The sequence below is a fragment of the Azospirillum sp. B21 genome, from assembly GCF_008364825.1.
GTDB lineage: Bacteria > Pseudomonadota > Alphaproteobacteria > Azospirillales > Azospirillaceae > Azospirillum.
In genome coordinates this window covers 205,468-221,002 of the sequence record NZ_VTTO01000002.1, presented here as the reverse complement: position 1 = coordinate 221,002, position 15,535 = coordinate 205,468, and the positions used below count along the sequence as shown (strand labels likewise).

Here is a 15,535-nt window from a genome sequence, read left to right as displayed (position 1 = left end):
CGGCAGGAGCCGCCGCCGATGCTGCCTTCTCCTTACGACCATGTCCTGGCCGAGCTTCAGGCCGTCATCCCGCAGGCCCGGCTGGTCACCGACCCGCTGCGCACGCTGGCCTACGGCACCGACGCCAGCTTCTACCGCCTGATCCCGAAGATCGTGGCGCTGGTGGAGACGGAGGAGGAGGTGGTGCGGCTGCTGCGCATCACCCGCGACTACAAGGTGCCGGTGACCTTCCGCGCCGCCGGCACCAGCCTGTCGGGCCAGGCGGTCAGCGACAGCGTGCTGGTGGTGCTGGGCGACGGCTGGCGGGGCTGCAGCATCGGCGCCGCCGCCGCGACCGTCACGCTGCAGCCCGGTGTGATCGGGGCGGAGGCGAACCGGCGCCTCGCCCCGCTGGGACGCAAGATCGGTCCCGACCCGGCTTCCATTGCCACCGCCAAGATCGGCGGCATCGCCGCCAACAACGCCAGCGGTATGTGCTGCGGCACCGCGCAGAACAGCTATCGCACGCTGGAGTCGATGCGGCTGGTGCTGGCCGACGGCACGGTTCTGGACACCGCCGATCCGGCCAGCCGCAGCCGGTTCCGCGACAGCCACGGCGCGCTGCTCGACCGGCTGGCGGATCTGGGATCCCGCACCCGCGCCGACGCGGCGCTGGCGGGCCGCATCCGCGACAAGTTCCGCATCAAGAACACCACCGGCTACAGCCTGAACGCGCTGGTCGACTATGAGGACCCGGTCGACATCCTCCAGCACCTGATGATCGGGTCGGAGGGGACGCTGGGCTTCATCTCCGCCATCACGCTGCGCACGGTGCCGGAGCATCCGCACAAGGCCAGCGCGCTCCTGTTCTTCCCCGACATCGGCGAAGCCTGCCACGCCGTATCCCTGCTGAAGGCCGCTCCGGTCGATGCGGCGGAGCTGATGGACCGCGCCTCGCTCCGCTCCATCCAGGACAAGACGGGCATGCCGCCGCAGATCCGCGGCTTCGGCCCCGAGGCGGCCGCGGTGCTGGTGGAAACCCGCGCCGAGAGTGCCGCGGCGCTGGAGGCCAATGTGGCGGAGATCGCCGCGGTGCTGGCCGACTGCGTCACCATCGGCGACACCCGTTTCACCACCGACGCCAAGGCCTGCGAGGGCTTCTGGAAGATCCGCAAGGGCCTGTTCCCGGCGGTCGGCGCCATCCGCCAGACCGGCACCACCGTCATCATCGAGGATGTCGCCTTCCCCCTGCCCCGTCTGGCCGAAGCGACGCGCGAGCTGCAGGCGCTGTTCCTCCGTCACGGCTATCACGAGGCGATCATCTTCGGCCACGCGCTGGAAGGAAACCTGCACTTCGTCTTCACCCAGGCCTTCGATACGCAGGAGGAGATCGACCGCTACCGCCGTTTCATGGACGATGTCGCCGTGCTGGTGGTCACCCGCTATGACGGCTCGCTGAAGGCGGAGCACGGCACCGGCCGCAACATGGCCCCCTTCGTCGAGATGGAATGGGGACCGCAGGCCTATGGGCTGATGAAGGAGATCAAGGACCTCTTCGATCCCGACGGGCTGCTGAACCCCGGCGTCATCCTGAACGGCGACCCCGAGGCCCACCTGAAGAACCTGAAACCGCTGCCCCCCGCCGACCCGCTGGTCGACACCTGCATCGAATGCGGCTTCTGCGAGCCGACCTGCCCGTCCCACCGCCTGACCCTGTCTCCACGCCAGCGCATCGTCGGCCGGCGCGAGATGGCACGGCTGGTGGCCGCCGGCGACGACGCTCCTCGTCTGGCCGAGATCAGCGCCGCCTATGAGTATCAGGGCATCGACACCTGTGCCGCCTGCGGCCTCTGCGCCACCGCCTGCCCAGTGGGGATCGAGACCGGGCTGCTGATCAAATCCATGCGGGGTGGGCGGCGCGGCGCCATGGCACGCAAGGCGGGGGCGCTGGTTGCCGACCATATGAAGGGCACGCTGGGCCTCGCCCGCACCGGGCTGCGGTTGGCCGACCTCGCCCGCCGCACGGTGGGCCATGGCGCCACCCAGGCAGCGGCGCGCGTCCTGACCGGCGGCAGCCTGCCGGCTTTGCCGCGCAGCATGCCGACCGCCGCAACCTTTACCGCACATTCGAACATCCCCAGCGACGACCTGCCGACGGTGGTCTACGCCCCCAGCTGCGTCAGCCGGACCATGGGTCCCGCCGCCAGCGACCCGCAGCAGCGCCCGCTGCCCGAGGTCGTCGAATCGGTGATGCGCAAAGCCGGCTTCCGCATCCTCTATCCGGAGGCGGCGGACGGCCAGTGCTGCGGCATGCCGCTGGAGAGCAAGGGCCTGATCGAGGCCGCCGACGCCAAGGCCGACGCCATGCTGGCGGCGCTGTCGCAGGCGAGCCGGGGCGGCCGTTTCCCGGTGGTGATGGACACCAGCCCCTGCGCCCTGCGTCTCAGGAAGCGCTTGACCGACGCCGGTCTGCGCATCCTCGACGTGGCGGAGTTCCTGAGCGAATTCGCCCTGCCGCGCCTGGAGATCGCAAAGACGGCGGAGCCGGTGATGCTGCACCTGACCTGCTCCACCCGCCGGATGGGCCTGGATGGCGCGCTCACCGCGGTGGCGAAGGCCTGTGCCGAGACGGTGGTGGTCCCGCCCGACGTCGGCTGCTGCGGCTTCGCCGGCGACAAGGGCTTTACCACGCCGGAACTGAACGCACATGCATTGCGCCACCTGCCGGCCGCGGTGCCGGAAGGCTGCGCGTCCGGCTACTCCACCAGCCGCACCTGCGAGATCGGCCTGTCCGACAAGGCGGGCGTGCCCTACCGGTCGATTGTCTACTTGGTCGATGCCTGCGCGACGGCGAAGGTGGGTGCGACGGCGGTGCCGGTGGCGGAGCCGGCTTTTTGAGCGATGATTTGTGAAAGCTTCGACGCCCAGCCATAAAAAAAGACGCCGCTGAGGAAACGCCCATGGACCACCAGCCCCCCAAACCCACCCGCGTCTATTATTTCGGCACCTGCCTCGTCGACCTGTTCTTCCCCGATGCCGGCATGGCGGGGATCGAGCTACTGCAGTCCCAAGGCCTGACCGTCGTCTTCCCCCAAGGCCAAAGCTGCTGCGGCCAGCCTGCCTACAATTCCGGCTACCGCGCCGACGCCTTGAAGGTCGCCCGCGCGCAGCTGGACCTGTTCCCCGGCGACGACCCCATCGTCGTGCCGTCGGGCTCCTGCGCCGGCATGATGAAGAAGCACTGGCCCGACCTGTTCCGCGGCGAGCCGGACGAGGCCAAGGCGGTACAGGTGGCGGCCCGCGTCTGGGAACTGACGCAGTTCCTGGTCCATGTCCTGGACGTCCGCCTCACCGATCAAGGCGAGCCGGTGCGCGTCACTTGGCACGCCTCCTGCCATGCCCAGCGCGAGATGGGCGTGGTCGAGGAACCCAAGGCACTGCTGCGCCAGCTCGCCAATGTCGAATTGGTCGAACTGAAGCGGGAGAAGGAATGCTGCGGCTTCGGCGGCACCTTCGCCATCCGCCATCCGGAGATCTCCGCCGCGATGGTCGGCGACAAGGTGGCGGACATCGAGGGCACCGGCGCTGCCCGCGTGGTGTCGGGCGACTGCGGCTGCCTGCTGAACATCACCGGCGCGCTGGAGGCCGGGGCCAAGGCCGCCCGCGGTCAGCACATTGCCCAGTTCCTGAAGGAGCGCATTCATGGACGGTAACGCACCGGATTTCGCCGCCGCGTCGCGCGCGGCGCTGGCCGACCCGCAGCTGCGCGGCAATTTCCGCCGCGCCATGGACGGGTTGATGAGCAAGCGTGCCGCCCAGTTCGCCGATGCGGGCGAATGGCATGCTGTGCGGGCGCTCGCCGCCTCGGTCCGGCTGCGCGCCCTGTCGAAGCTGCCGGAACTGCTGGAGAAGCTGGAGGAAAACTGCACCCGCAACGGCATCACCGTCCATTGGGCCGCCACGACAGAGGAGGCCAACGGCATCGCGCTGGACATCCTGCACCGGGTCGACGCCCGGCTGGTGGTCAAGGGCAAGTCGATGGTGACGGAGGAGATGCACCTGAACGCCGTTCTGGAAAAGAATGGCATCGAGGTGCTGGAAAGCGACCTCGGCGAATACATCGTGCAGCTGGACGGCACCATGCCGTCGCACATCATCATGCCGGCAATCCACCTGAACACGAAGCAGATCGCCCATCTGTTCAAGCGCAAGATCAAGGACGCCGAGAGCCGCGAGGACGCCGCCTATCTGACCGACCTCGCCCGCCGGGTGCTGCGCGCCAAGTTCCAGGCCGCCGATGTCGGAATGTCCGGCGTCAACGCCGCGGTGGCGGAGACCGGCACCCTCTGCCTGATCGAGAATGAGGGCAACGGCCGCATGTGCACCACCGTGCCGCCGGTCCACATCGCCTTCATGGGGCTGGAGAAGGTGGTGGAAAAGCTGGAGGACGTGCCGCCGGTCATCAGCCTGCTGCCGCGCTCCGCCACCGGCCAGCCGATCACCACCTACGTCAACATGATCTCCGGCCCCCGCAAGGACGGCGAGAAGGATGGGCCGCGCGAGGTGCATCTCATCATCCTCGACAATGGCCGGTCCAGCATCTACGCCGACCCGGAACTGCGCGACACCCTGCGCTGCATCCGCTGCGGCGCCTGCATGAACCATTGCCCGGTCTACACCAAGGTCGGCGGCCATGCCTATGAGGCGCCCTATCCCGGCCCCATCGGCAAGATCCTGGTGCCGCAGATCGAGGGGTTGGACAAGCGCGGAGCCATGCCCCACGCCTGCACCATGTGCAACGCCTGCGTCGAGATCTGCCCGGTGAAGATCCCCATCGTCGAGATCATGGGCCGGCTGCGGGTCGAAGCGGTGAAGCCCGGCGGCGCGGTGAAGGACGGCGGCGCCAAGGCGAGCCGGGCGGAAGCGATGGTGTGGAGCGGCTGGGCGGCGATGAACGCCTCCCCCACCGCCTACCGCGTCGCGACGCTGGCGATGAGCAAACTCGGCAATGCGGCACCGTCGTCACTGCCCATGCTGAAGGAGTGGACGAACGTCCGCACCAAGCCGCGCTTCGCCGGCCGCACCCTGCACGACCTCGCCCGCGCCAAGGGGGTTCCCGATGTCTGACGCCCGCAACTCGATCCTGACGAAGCTGCGCACCACCCGCGACGCCCACCCGCTGACCCCGCCCGCGTCGGACTTCGCGCCGATCGAGGCGAAAGTCTGGCCGCCGGAGGAGCGCCTGCCCCGCATCCGCCGGCTGATGGAGGCGGTGCATACGGAGTTCATCGACGCAGCCGAGGCCGACTGGCCGGCGGTGCTGCGCGAGTTCCTGGCGCGCGAAGGGGTGGAGTCGCTGCTCTACGCGCCGGAAACGGAGGCGGGGAAGCGGTTGGTCGAGGGGTGGGGGACCGTTTCTCCCTCTCCCCCCCGGGGAGAGGGGCGGGGTGAGGGGGAAGCATCGCATGATTCCCCCGAAGGTTCCGCAATGTATCCCCCTCACCCTAACCCTCTCCCCGGGGGGGAGAGGGAATTTGAAGGGATGGGAGAGGGCCCCACCCTGATCCCCTACGACCGTCCGCTCGAAGACCTCAAGCCCCAGCTGTTCGAGTCCATCGAAGCCGGCTTCACCACCACCCGCGGCGCCATCGCCGAGACCGGCAGCCTGATCCTGTGGCCGACGGCCGAGGAACCGCGCACCCTCTCGCTGGTCCCGCATATCCACATCGCGCTGCTGCGCGCCGACGCCCTCTACGACACCTTCCTGCAGGCCATGCGCGAGCAGCGCTGGGCGGACGGCATGCCGACCAACGCGCTGCTGGTGTCCGGTCCCAGCAAGACCGCCGACATCGAACAGACGCTGGCCTATGGTGTCCATGGCCCGAAGCGGCTGGTCGTCCTGGTGGTGCACCCGTGACAACGCGACCGACGGCCGAGCCGGCGACCCGACTCTACGAGGCGATCCTGCATCTCAGGCGCCTCGGCCACCGGGTGGAGAAATGCGAAGGGCGGCGCGGGCGACATCGGCTGGATGGAGCCGAAATCGCCGACGCCGCCCTGCTCGAGCTGGCGATGACCCGCGTCCGCCGCGCGGCGCGGGTCCCCTTGTCCGGTCAGGCCGGACGCACCGCCGCCGGGCGCGACACCGCCACCGACGGCTTGCGGCCGTAGCGCTCGACGCCGAGGCCCTCCATGTCGATCTCGGTCTGACGGCCGCTGACCACGTCGGCCAGCACGCGGGCCGAGCCGGCCGACATCGTCCAGCCCAGCGTGCCGTGCCCGGTGTTGAGATACAGGTTGCGGATGTCGGTCGATCCCAGGATCGGCGTGCCGTCCGGCGTGTTCGGGCGCAGGCCGGTCCAGAACTCCGCCTTCGACAGGTCGCCGCCCTTCGGGAACAGGTCGCTGACCACATGATCCAGCGGGCCGCGGCGCTTCTCGCGCAGGGTCAGGTCGAAACCGGACAACTCCGCCGTGCCGCCGACGCGGATGCGGTCGCCGAGCCGGGTGACGGCGATCTTGTGCGTCTCGTCCATCACGGTCGATTCCGGCGCGTGGGCGGCGTCGGTGATCGGCAGGGTCAGCGAATAGCCCTTCACCGGATAGACCGGCAGGTCGATGCCCAGCGGCTTCACCAGCTTGGGCGAATAGCTGCCCATGGCGACGATGTAGCTGTCGGCGGTCAGCGTACCCTGGTCGGTCAGCACGCCGGTGATCTTGCGACCGTCACTCTCCAGCCCGCGGATGGAGACGCCATAGCGGAACTCCACCCCGCGCTTGGCGGCATAGGCGGCCAGCTTGTTGGTGAACTGGAAGCAATCGCCGGTCTCGTCGCCCGGCAGGTGCAGCGCGCCGACCAGCTTGTCCTTCACATGGGCCAAAGCCGGCTCGACCGAGGTCAGGCCGTCGCGGTCGAACAGGCTGAAGGGAACGCCGTAGCGCTCCAGCACCGCCATGTCGTAGCCGGCGGCGTCCATCTGCTTCTGGGTACGGAAGACCTGCAGCGTGCCCTGGGTGCGCTCGTCATAGGTGATGCCGGTCTCGGCGCGCAGAGCCTTCAGGCAGTCGCGGCTGTATTCGGCGACGCGGACCATGCGGCTCTTGTTCAGCTGGTAGCTCGCCTCGTTGGCATTCGCCAGCAGCTTCAGGCACCAGGACCACATGGCCGGATCCAGCTTCGGCCGGATCACCAGCGGCGAATGCTTCATCATCATCCACTTGGCGGCCTTCAGCATCAGCCCCGGCGCCGCCCAGGGAGCGGAATAGCCCGGCGACACCTCACCCGCATTGGCATAGCTGGTCTCCAGCGCCGGGCCGGCCTGACGATCCAGCACGGTCACCTCATGCCCGGCGCGCGCCAGATAATAGGCGGTGGTGACACCGATGACGCCGCTGCCCAGAACGATCACGCGCATGAGACTGGCTCCCAAGGGGATGGATGACTTCGCTTAGGGGAGGAGTTCGCAAAGGGCGTGCCAGAGGCGGAAATGGCGGATTTGCTGTGGTACGGGGGGAGTGGTGGGGCGTGGGGTGTATGCGGATGTTTACAGGGGAAGGGGAATAGGGGGTTAGTGTGTTGAGACTCAATGGATCGGGGCGGTGTAAAGATTTTGGTACGGCGTAAATTATTGTGTACAGTGGTCGTTGGATGCCCCCACCCTAACCCTCCCCCGCTGGGCGGAGGAGGGGACTGCCGCCGCTCTCCCGCCTAAGCACTCACTCCCTCCCCCGCCCAACTCTCGCACAACGCTTCGCTTTGTGCTGACGCGGCAGGCGGACCATAGGTCCGCTGAGAGCGGGGGAGGGTTGGGGTGGGGGCAAGTGTCTGCCATTCCAGAAGCCCCAACCCCCATGCGCATCGAAGTCACCTTCACCGACCGCGTCGGCATCGCCCATGAGATCCTCGCCGTGCTGGCGCTGCGCCGGCTCAACGTCGTCGGCGTCGAGGTCGATCCGCCGCTGATCCACATCGACGCGCCCGGCCTCGATCCCGCCGCACTCCCCGCCCTGTCGGACGCGCTGCGCGCCATCGCCGGCGTCCAGTCGGTGGCGGCCATCGACATGCTGCCGGGCACGCGGCGGCGGCTGCATCTGGATGCGCTGCTCGCCGCCCTGCCCGACCCGGTGCTGGCGGTCGACCGCGCGGGCAGCGTCGTGGTGGCGAGCGCCGCCGCCGCCCAGGTCGCCGGACTGCCGGAATCGCGCCTAGCCGGCCTCGACCTCGGCGAGCTGTTCGGCGAACCCGGCCTGACGCGCGAGCTGGCCGACGGCGGCTTCCGCATGTCCGGCCGCGAGGTGACGCTGAACGGCCAGCCCTTCCTGCTGGAGGTGACGCCCATCGTCGATGTCGAGGCGGCGGGCGCCGTCATCACCCTGTTCACCCCGTCGCGCCTGGGCGAGCGCCTGAATGCGATCCAGAATTTCGATGAGGGCGGCTTCGACCGCATCCTCGGCGAATCGCCGCCGGTACGGGCGCTGAAGGCGCGTGCCGCACGGGTCGCCGCGATGGAGGCGCCGCTGCTGATCCTGGGCGAGACCGGCACCGGCAAGGAGCTGATCGCCCATGCCTGCCACCGCGCCAGTCCACGCCGCGACAAGCCCTTCCTGGCGCTGAACTGCGCCGCCGTGCCGGAAAATCTGGCGGAGAGCGAACTGTTCGGCTACGCCCCCGGTTCCTTCACCGGGGCGCAGCGCGGCGGCAAGCCGGGCCTGCTGGAGCTGGCCCATGGCGGCACCGTCTTCCTCGACGAGATCGGCGAGATGTCGGCCTATCTCCAGGCCAAGCTGCTGCGCTTCCTCAACGACGGCAGCTTCCGCCGGGTCGGCGGCGAGCGCGAGCAGAAGGTGGACGTCCGCGTCATCAGCGCCACCCACCGCTCGCTGGAGGCGATGGTCGCCGACCACAGCTTCCGCGAGGATCTGTTCTACCGCCTGAACGTGCTGACGTTGAGCGTGCCGCCGTTGCGCGAGCGCGGGCATGACATCCTGCTGCTGGCCCGCCATTTCATCGCCCGCGCCGCGGCGCAGGCCCGGCGTCCGCCCGGCCGGCTGACACCGGCGGCGGCGGCGGCCCTGCTCGCCAACCGCTGGCCGGGCAATGTGCGCCAGTTGGAGAACGTCATCTTCCGCGCCGTGACCATGAGCGACGGCGGCACGCTGGATGCCGCGGACCTGGAACTGGCCGGGGCCGGCATGCAGTCCGCCGAGGTGCCGGCGGAGGATGCCGAAAGCTGGGAGGACGCGGTGGACGGCTTCGAACGGTCGCTGCTGCGCCGGCTCTACCCGCGCTTCCCCTCCAGCCGCAAGCTGGCGGCGCGGCTGAACACCTCGCACACCATGATCGCCAACAAGCTGCGGAAGCACGGCATTCCGGAGCGGTGACGCGGCCGGTCAGTGACCGGAGGGCTTGGCCGGAGCGGCGGCCTTTGCTGCGGCCGGCTTCTCCGGAGCTTTCTCGGTCGGCTTTTCGGCGGCCGTCGCATCCAGTCCCGGCGGCGGACCGCCGAAGGTGATGGTCACCTCGGTCACCGGGCCGGGATCCGGCTGGCTGTGATGGAAGCTCACCACCGCACCCGGCAGCAGCACGGGCACAGACGGTTCGATGGTCCAGCTCTGCAGCGGTTTGTGCTCGGCGCCGAAGGTGATGGCGCGCAGCGGCGGCAGCGCGCGCTCGACATCGGTGGTGTTGGCGATCTCGCCGTCCAACAGCAGGACGGTCTTGCCGCCTTCCATCTTCTGTTCGGAGCGGATGTTGCGCAGTTCCAGCCCGAAGCCCGGCGGCTCGGCCTGTATCCCGATGGTCTCATAGAAGAGGGCTGCGGGCGGCCAGCCGCGGACGATGGCATCGCGGCCGAAATAGCCGCCGGCAACGGTCCCCGCGACGAGCACCCCCAGCAGGGCGAAGCCGATCACCGTGCTGCGCGCCGGCTTGGCGCGCGGAGCCTTCGGCTGCTTGACCTTTGTCTTGGCGGCCGGCTTTGCCGCTTTCGCCGGACGGATTTCCGTCGGTGCGTCTGCGACCACCGGCTCGGGATCCGCCCGCTCCGGCATCTGCCACCATGTGTGGCCGCAGCGGGCACAACGCACCTTACGGCCGTCGGTGCCGAGCGACTCGTCGGACAGGGTGTAGCGCGTTGAACAGGTCGGACAGGAAACGATCATCGCGCCGTCGCAGAGAGGTTACCGCTTGCGTTATAGATAGGAGTGGCCGGCGGCGCAACCGACACCCGACGGGCGGCAGCCTGCCCCCTCCCTCCCACGCTTGTGCGTGGGTCCCTCCCTCCCCCGCCTACGGCGGTGGAGGGGAAGAAAGCGGCAGTTCCCTCTCCCTCGAAGAGGGGGAGGGTTAGGGAGGGGGCAAGCGCTCCATCCCTTACATCCCGCCCGGATAGTTCGGCCCCCCGCCGCCTTCCGGCACGACCCAGTTGATGTTCTGGGTGGGATCCTTGATGTCGCAGGTCTTGCAGTGGACGCAGTTCTGCGCGTTGATCTGCAGCCGCGGATCGCTGCCGTCGTCGTTGCGGACGATCTCATAGACGCCGGCCGGGCAATAGCGCTGCTCCGGCGCGTCGTAGAGCGCCAGATTGACGCTGATCGGGACCGACTTGTCCTTCAGCGTCAGGTGCGGCGGCTGGTCTTCCTCATGGTTGGTGTTGGAGAGGTAGACCGAGGACAGGCGGTCGAAGCTGACCTTGCCGTCCGGCTTGGGGTAGGCGATCTTCGGCGCCTCGCTGGCCTTCACCAGGGTGGTGTGGTCGGCGTGGTGCTTCAGCGTCCAGGGCGACTTGCCCTTCAGCGCCGTCTCGTACGCGGCGTTCGCCAGACCGGCCCACAGACCCTTCTGGAAGCCCGGACGGATGTTGCGGACGGCGTGGAGTTCCGGCCACACCCAGGACTGCTTCAGCCGCTCCGGATAGGCGATGACCTCAGGACCATTGTCGGCGCCGCCGGTCAGGTGGTCGAACACCGCCTCGGCCGCGACCATGCCCGACTTCATGGCGGTGTGGTTGCCCTTGATCTTCGGCACGTTCAGGAAGCCGGCGCCGTCGCCGATGAGGAGGCCGCCGGGGAAGGTCAGCTTCGGGATCGACTGGAAACCGCCTTCCGACAGCGCGCGGGCGCCGTAGGACAGACGCCGGCCGCCCTCGAAGGTCGGACGGATCGCCGGGTGGGTCTTGTAGCGCTGGAATTCCTCGAACGGGCTCATGTGCGGGTTCCAGTAGTCGAGGCCGACGACGAAGCCGACCGACACCAGGTTCCCTTCCATGTGATACAGCCACGACCCGCCATAGGTCTTTGGGTCCATCGGCCAGCCGATGGTGTGGACGATCAGGCCTGGCTTAGACTGGGACGGATCGACCTCCCACAGCTCCTTGATGCCGATTCCGTAGGTCTGCGGCTGGCAGTCTCGGCGCAGGTCGAAGCGCTCGAACAGGGTCTTGGTCAGCGAACCGCGGCAGCCCTCGGCGAAGATGGTCTGCTTGGCGTGCAGCTCCATGCCGGGCGTGTAGTTGCCGGTCTTCTCGCCATCCTTGCCGATGCCCATGTCGCCGGTGGCGACGCCCTTCACCGCACCGTTGTCGTCATACAGCACCTCGGCCGCGGCGAAGCCGGGGTAGATCTCCACCCCCAGCTCCTCGGCCTGGGTCGCCATCCAGCGGGCCAGATTGCCCAAGCTGATGATGTAGTTGCCGTGGTTGTTCATCTGCGGCGGGGCGAAGGGCGACTTGTAGGCCTTCGTTTCCGTCAGATAGAGGAAATGGTCCTCGCGCGCCGGGGTGGTCAGCGGCGCGCCCTTTTCCTTCCAGTCCGGGATCAGCTCGTCCAGCGCATGCGGCTCGAAGACGGCGCCGGACAGCAGGTGGGCGCCGACCTCCGACCCCTTCTCGATCACGCAGACGCTGAGTTCCTGCCCGGTCTCGACCGCGCGCTGCCGCAGGCGGATCGCCGCACTCAGGCCCGACGGGCCGGCGCCGACGACCAGAACATCGTATTCCATGACCTCGCGCGGTTCGCGTTCCATCACCACACTCCCCCACCGTCTTGTTTTGGTACTGTTTCCCTCGGGACGCCCTATGGTGTTTTGCGGGCGCGTGCTTGTAGCACGCTTTGCACCGCACCCAAATTGGGTATCTGGACATGTAAGACCACACGATCTGTGGTAAGGTCAAACGATGATTGACGTATGCGACATCCTCGACGCGCTGCGCTGGCATGCCGATATCGGCTGCGACGAGGCCATCGGTGACGAGCCGATCGACTGGGCCGCCTTCTCCGCCCGGCCGGCGGCGCGCGCCATGCCCGCGGGCGCCGGTGCGGCGCCAAATGCCGGTATGGCGCGCAGCCCGGCACCGACTCGGGTACCCACCCCCGCCGCGCCGCGGCCTGCCGCACTCTTCCCCTCGCCCGACCAGCCGCTGGGCGCCAGCGAAGCCGGCATCCAGGCCCGTGCCCGCGCGCATGAGGCGCAGACCCTGGAAGCGCTTGAAGCGGCATTGCGCAGCTTCGACGGCTGTCCTTTGAAGGCCACCGCGATGAACACCGTCTTCGCCGACGGCAATCCGCAGGCTCCGATCATGCTGATCGGCGAGGCGCCGGGCGAGGACGAGGACCGGCAGGGCAAGCCCTTCGTCGGGGTCAGCGGCAAGCTGCTGGACCGCATGCTGGCGCAGATCGGCCTGGATCGTGGCAAGGTCTACATCACCAACATCCTGCCCTGGCGCCCCCCCGGCAACCGCAGCCCGACCCAGGCCGAGATCGCCGCCTGCCTGCCCTTCCTGGAACGGCATGTGGAACTGGTGCGGCCGAAGCTGCTGGTGGCGCTGGGCGGCGTGTCGGCCAAGACCCTGCTGAACCGGGCGGAGGGAATCACCCGCCTGCGTGGGCAATGGCGGTCCTACGAGGGAACCGGCGCACCGGTGCCGCTGATGCCGATGCTCCATCCGGCGTACCTCTTGCGCAACCCTATCGCAAAGCGGGAAGCGTGGCGGGACATGCTTGCGCTGCGGCAAAAGATCGACGAAGACGGTATCAAGTATTCGTAAGCAAAAAATCGACACCGGAGCTTCGCCCAAATCGTTTGTGTGACTACGCCGACTGCATGACACAAATGTAATGCCGCCATGCCGAAAGGCACCTTCCCAACGGGCTAAGGCCATTTTCCCACCCCCCTTAACCCGTTGTAGAGACTGGCGAATACCGGCGATGACACATTCCGCGCAAATCCGTTGCTTGCGGTTCGCGAGCGCCTGCGCTATTTCGGAACAATGCTCCGGATATTTTGCAGTGCAGCATACCGGGCCGCGAACGCGGTCCCGCTGCGGCGGAACCTTCTGGGGGTGCTGGGTCTCGCGGTGGCTTACACCCTGGGACCCGACGGTTCGGTCGGGTTCCGGCCCGCTTGCGCCGCCCTCATCATCCACGCGCCGGACGGTCACGCCGTCGTCCCGCCCGGCCCGGATTCCGTGCCTGACCCCGATACCCCCGATTTCGGCGAGCCGACTGGCAACCCGGTCATTGGCGACCCGGTCATGGGGCTGCCCGACCCGGCCATTCCCGGCGACCCGTCTTTCGGCGCGCCGGCGGCCGATGCGTCCACCGGCCCGACCGGTTCCCCGCTGCTGCTCGCCAGCGACGACGAGGCCCGCGCCGTCCAGCTGGACGAGGAGGATGCCGACCGCTACCGCCGCATCTTCGCGCTGCAGGACCGGGCGGACTGGGACGCCGCCGACGCCGAGATGGCGAAGCTGAAGGACCGCCGGCTGATCGGCTATGTCCTGCGCCAGCGCTATCTCCACCCCGACCGCCGCGCCGGCTACGAGGAACTCGCCCGCTGGATGCAGGATTACGGCGACCTCGCCGGGGCGGAGCGGGTGCACAGCCTGGCGCAGAAGCGCCAGCCCGCCGGCCAGCGCGCGCCGAAGCCCCCGCGGGGGGAGGAGCGCGTGCGCCTCGTCGGCTCGCTGGAACGGCTGGGCGGCTTGCGCACCGTCGCCGCGAATGAGGACGACGAGGAGGACGGCGTCACCGTCGCCCCGCGCAGCCGCACCGTGTCGCGCGCCCGCAGCGACCGCGCCGCCGTGGCGCGGGTGGAGGAGCTGCTGCGCTCCGGCCGCGCCAGCAACGCCCTGGCTCTGCTGAACCAGGACGAGTTCGGCGGCAAGCTCGACACCGTGCAGTACGACGCCGCCCGCGCTCGCATCGCGACATCGCTCTATTATTCGGGCGAGACGGCACAGGCGCTGACGCTTGCCTCCGCCAGCGCCGCCCGGTCGGGCGACATGCTTCCGGAAGCGCATTGGATCGCCGGGCTGTCCGCATGGCGGCTGAAGCAGACCGACCGTGCCGCCCGTCATTTCCAGGGCATGGCCGCCGCCGGTCCGCGCTCCCCCTGGAAGGCGGCGGCCGCCGACTACTGGGCGGCCCGCGCGCTGTCCCGCAAGCCCGGCAAGGAGAAGGAGGCGGCGGAGCATCTGGCCGCCGCGGCCCGCTATCCCCACACCTTCTATGGCCTGATCGCGCTCCGCACACTGGGCACGCTGCACGACGTGCGCTGGCAGGCGCCGGAGCTGAGCGGGCGGAGTCTGGCGGCGATGGCGGCGAAGCCGGCAGGCTCCCGTGCCATAGCCCTGCTGCAGGTGGGACAGCGCGAACTGGCGGGCATGGAGCTGCAACGCATCCATCCCCAGGGCGACCCGCTGGTCGAACAGGCGATGGTGGCGCTGGCCGACCGCGCCGGAGTGGCGACCCTCTCGCTGCGGCTGGGCAACGCGGTGGCCGGGCCGGACGGCGCGCCCTATGCCGCCGCCCTCTACCCGCTGCCGCACTGGACGCCGCGCGACGGCTTCGCCGTGGACCGGGCGCTGGTCTTCGCGGTGATGCGCCAGGAATCGCGCTTCGACCCGCGTCTGGTCAGCTCCGCCGGGGCGACCGGGCTGATGCAGATCCTGCCCAGCACCGCCCAGCATGTGCGCGAGCGCCACGCCGACATCGGCAGCGAGGACGCCAACCGCGACGCCCTGTTCGATCCCTCCCGCAACATGGAGCTGGGCCAGCGTTACCTGACAGAACTGCTGGGCATGCCGGAGATCGACGGCAACCTGTTCCTGGCCACCGCCGCCTACAATGCCGGGCCGGGCACGCTGGCCCGCTGGCGGCGGGAGCTGAGCGACATCACCGATCCCCTGCTGTTCATCGAAAGCCTTTCCTTCGGCGAGACGCGCGACTATGTGGAGAAGGTGATGGCGAACTTCTGGATCTACCAGCTTCGGCTGGGCCAGGAGACCGCCTCGCTCGACGCCGTCGCCGATGGGAAATGGCCGTCCTACATCCCGGTGGAGGCGTCCGCGACCCAGGTCGCGGCCCAGCCCGACCCGCTGCCGGCGGCGAAGCCGGCGGTCCCGGCCGCGGTGACCGCCGCCGAGAAGCCGACGGCGGAAGCTCCGGCGGCCGAGCCTTCCGCCGCGGATGCTCCGGCCGTTCCGGCCCGGGTGGAGACGGTGGCGGAGCGGGGGGAGGCCAGCCCGATACCCTGACCGCCGGTGCGCCCTTGCCGGGC

The 15,535-nt window shown here is 69.0% G+C and carries 11 protein-coding genes; 8 read left to right on the top strand and 3 right to left on the bottom strand.

Annotated features, from left to right (window positions below; translation table 11 throughout):
* Positions 1 to 18 precede the first annotated feature (18 nt).
* From FZ983_RS05795 to FZ983_RS05775, 5 genes are all read left to right on the top strand, one after another.
* Positions 19 to 2,877: an FAD-binding and (Fe-S)-binding domain-containing protein gene (locus tag FZ983_RS05795; protein WP_149222635.1), complete on the top strand. Its 2,859-nt coding sequence runs from the start codon at positions 19 to 21 to the stop codon at positions 2,875 to 2,877.
* A 62-nt stretch (positions 2,878 to 2,939) separates the two neighbouring features.
* Positions 2,940 to 3,692: a (Fe-S)-binding protein gene (locus tag FZ983_RS05790; protein WP_149222634.1), complete on the top strand. Its 753-nt coding sequence runs from the start codon at positions 2,940 to 2,942 to the stop codon at positions 3,690 to 3,692.
* Positions 3,682 to 5,106, top strand: coding sequence for a LutB/LldF family L-lactate oxidation iron-sulfur protein (locus FZ983_RS05785; RefSeq protein ID WP_149222633.1), 1,425 nt, complete (start codon positions 3,682 to 3,684; stop codon positions 5,104 to 5,106). The genes FZ983_RS05790 and FZ983_RS05785 overlap by 11 nt, the downstream gene beginning before the upstream one ends.
* A complete protein-coding gene (locus tag FZ983_RS05780) occupies positions 5,099 to 5,896 on the top strand; it encodes a lactate utilization protein (protein ID WP_149222632.1) in 798 nt (265 codons plus the stop codon). Before FZ983_RS05785 ends, FZ983_RS05780 begins: the two co-directional genes overlap by 8 nt.
* Positions 5,893 to 6,150, top strand: coding sequence for a hypothetical protein (locus tag FZ983_RS05775; RefSeq protein ID WP_149222631.1), 258 nt, complete (start codon positions 5,893 to 5,895; stop codon positions 6,148 to 6,150). The genes FZ983_RS05780 and FZ983_RS05775 overlap by 4 nt, the downstream gene beginning before the upstream one ends.
* On the opposite strand, the gene FZ983_RS05770 is transcribed toward FZ983_RS05775, so the two are convergent.
* On the bottom strand, positions 6,093 to 7,394 hold the full coding sequence (locus tag FZ983_RS05770; RefSeq protein WP_149222630.1) for a D-amino acid dehydrogenase: 1,302 nt from the start codon (positions 7,392 to 7,394) through the stop codon (positions 6,093 to 6,095). The genes FZ983_RS05775 and FZ983_RS05770 overlap by 58 nt on opposite strands.
* A gap of 436 nt (positions 7,395 to 7,830) precedes the next feature.
* On the opposite strand from FZ983_RS05770, the gene FZ983_RS05765 reads away from it, so the two are divergent.
* Entirely contained in the window at positions 7,831 to 9,360 is a 1,530-nt protein-coding gene (locus tag FZ983_RS05765; protein ID WP_149222629.1) for a sigma 54-interacting transcriptional regulator, read from the top strand.
* Between the two features lie 9 nt (positions 9,361 to 9,369).
* Here the strand turns inward: FZ983_RS05765 and FZ983_RS05760 are convergent, their stop codons facing one another.
* Together FZ983_RS05760 and FZ983_RS05755 are read right to left on the bottom strand one after the other, a co-directional pair.
* The gene (locus FZ983_RS05760; protein WP_149222628.1) at positions 9,370 to 10,140 is read right to left on the bottom strand and encodes an MJ0042-type zinc finger domain-containing protein; all 771 of its coding nucleotides are present in this window, start codon (positions 10,138 to 10,140) and stop codon (positions 9,370 to 9,372) included.
* Positions 10,141 to 10,351: 211 nt separating this feature from the next.
* The gene (locus FZ983_RS05755; protein ID WP_149222627.1) at positions 10,352 to 12,001 is read right to left on the bottom strand and encodes an electron transfer flavoprotein-ubiquinone oxidoreductase; all 1,650 of its coding nucleotides are present in this window, start codon (positions 11,999 to 12,001) and stop codon (positions 10,352 to 10,354) included.
* A 151-nt stretch (positions 12,002 to 12,152) separates the two neighbouring features.
* Between FZ983_RS05755 and FZ983_RS05750 the strand changes: the two genes are divergently transcribed.
* Positions 12,153 to 13,022: a uracil-DNA glycosylase gene (locus FZ983_RS05750; protein WP_149222626.1), complete on the top strand. Its 870-nt coding sequence runs from the start codon at positions 12,153 to 12,155 to the stop codon at positions 13,020 to 13,022.
* Between the two features lie 420 nt (positions 13,023 to 13,442).
* Positions 13,443 to 15,512: a lytic transglycosylase domain-containing protein gene (locus FZ983_RS05745; protein WP_247883604.1), complete on the top strand. Its 2,070-nt coding sequence runs from the start codon at positions 13,443 to 13,445 to the stop codon at positions 15,510 to 15,512.
* Positions 15,513 to 15,535: the final 23 nt, after the last annotated feature.

Excerpts from the sequence above, each read along its gene's own strand:
- FZ983_RS05795 (WP_149222635.1), top strand. The coding sequence starts at position 19 with ATGCTGCCTTCTCCTTACGACCATGTCCTGGCCGAGCTTCAGGCCGTC.
- FZ983_RS05790 (WP_149222634.1), top strand. The coding sequence starts at position 2,940 with ATGGACCACCAGCCCCCCAAACCCACCCGCGTCTATTATTTCGGCACC.
- FZ983_RS05785 (WP_149222633.1), top strand. The coding sequence starts at position 3,682 with ATGGACGGTAACGCACCGGATTTCGCCGCCGCGTCGCGCGCGGCGCTG.
- FZ983_RS05780 (WP_149222632.1), top strand. The coding sequence starts at position 5,099 with ATGTCTGACGCCCGCAACTCGATCCTGACGAAGCTGCGCACCACCCGC.
- FZ983_RS05770 (WP_149222630.1), bottom strand. The coding sequence starts at position 7,394 with ATGCGCGTGATCGTTCTGGGCAGCGGCGTCATCGGTGTCACCACCGCC.
- FZ983_RS05765 (WP_149222629.1), top strand. The coding sequence starts at position 7,831 with ATGCGCATCGAAGTCACCTTCACCGACCGCGTCGGCATCGCCCATGAG.
- FZ983_RS05760 (WP_149222628.1), bottom strand. The coding sequence starts at position 10,140 with ATGATCGTTTCCTGTCCGACCTGTTCAACGCGCTACACCCTGTCCGAC.
- FZ983_RS05755 (WP_149222627.1), bottom strand. The coding sequence starts at position 12,001 with ATGGAACGCGAACCGCGCGAGGTCATGGAATACGATGTTCTGGTCGTC.
- FZ983_RS05750 (WP_149222626.1), top strand. The coding sequence starts at position 12,153 with ATGATTGACGTATGCGACATCCTCGACGCGCTGCGCTGGCATGCCGAT.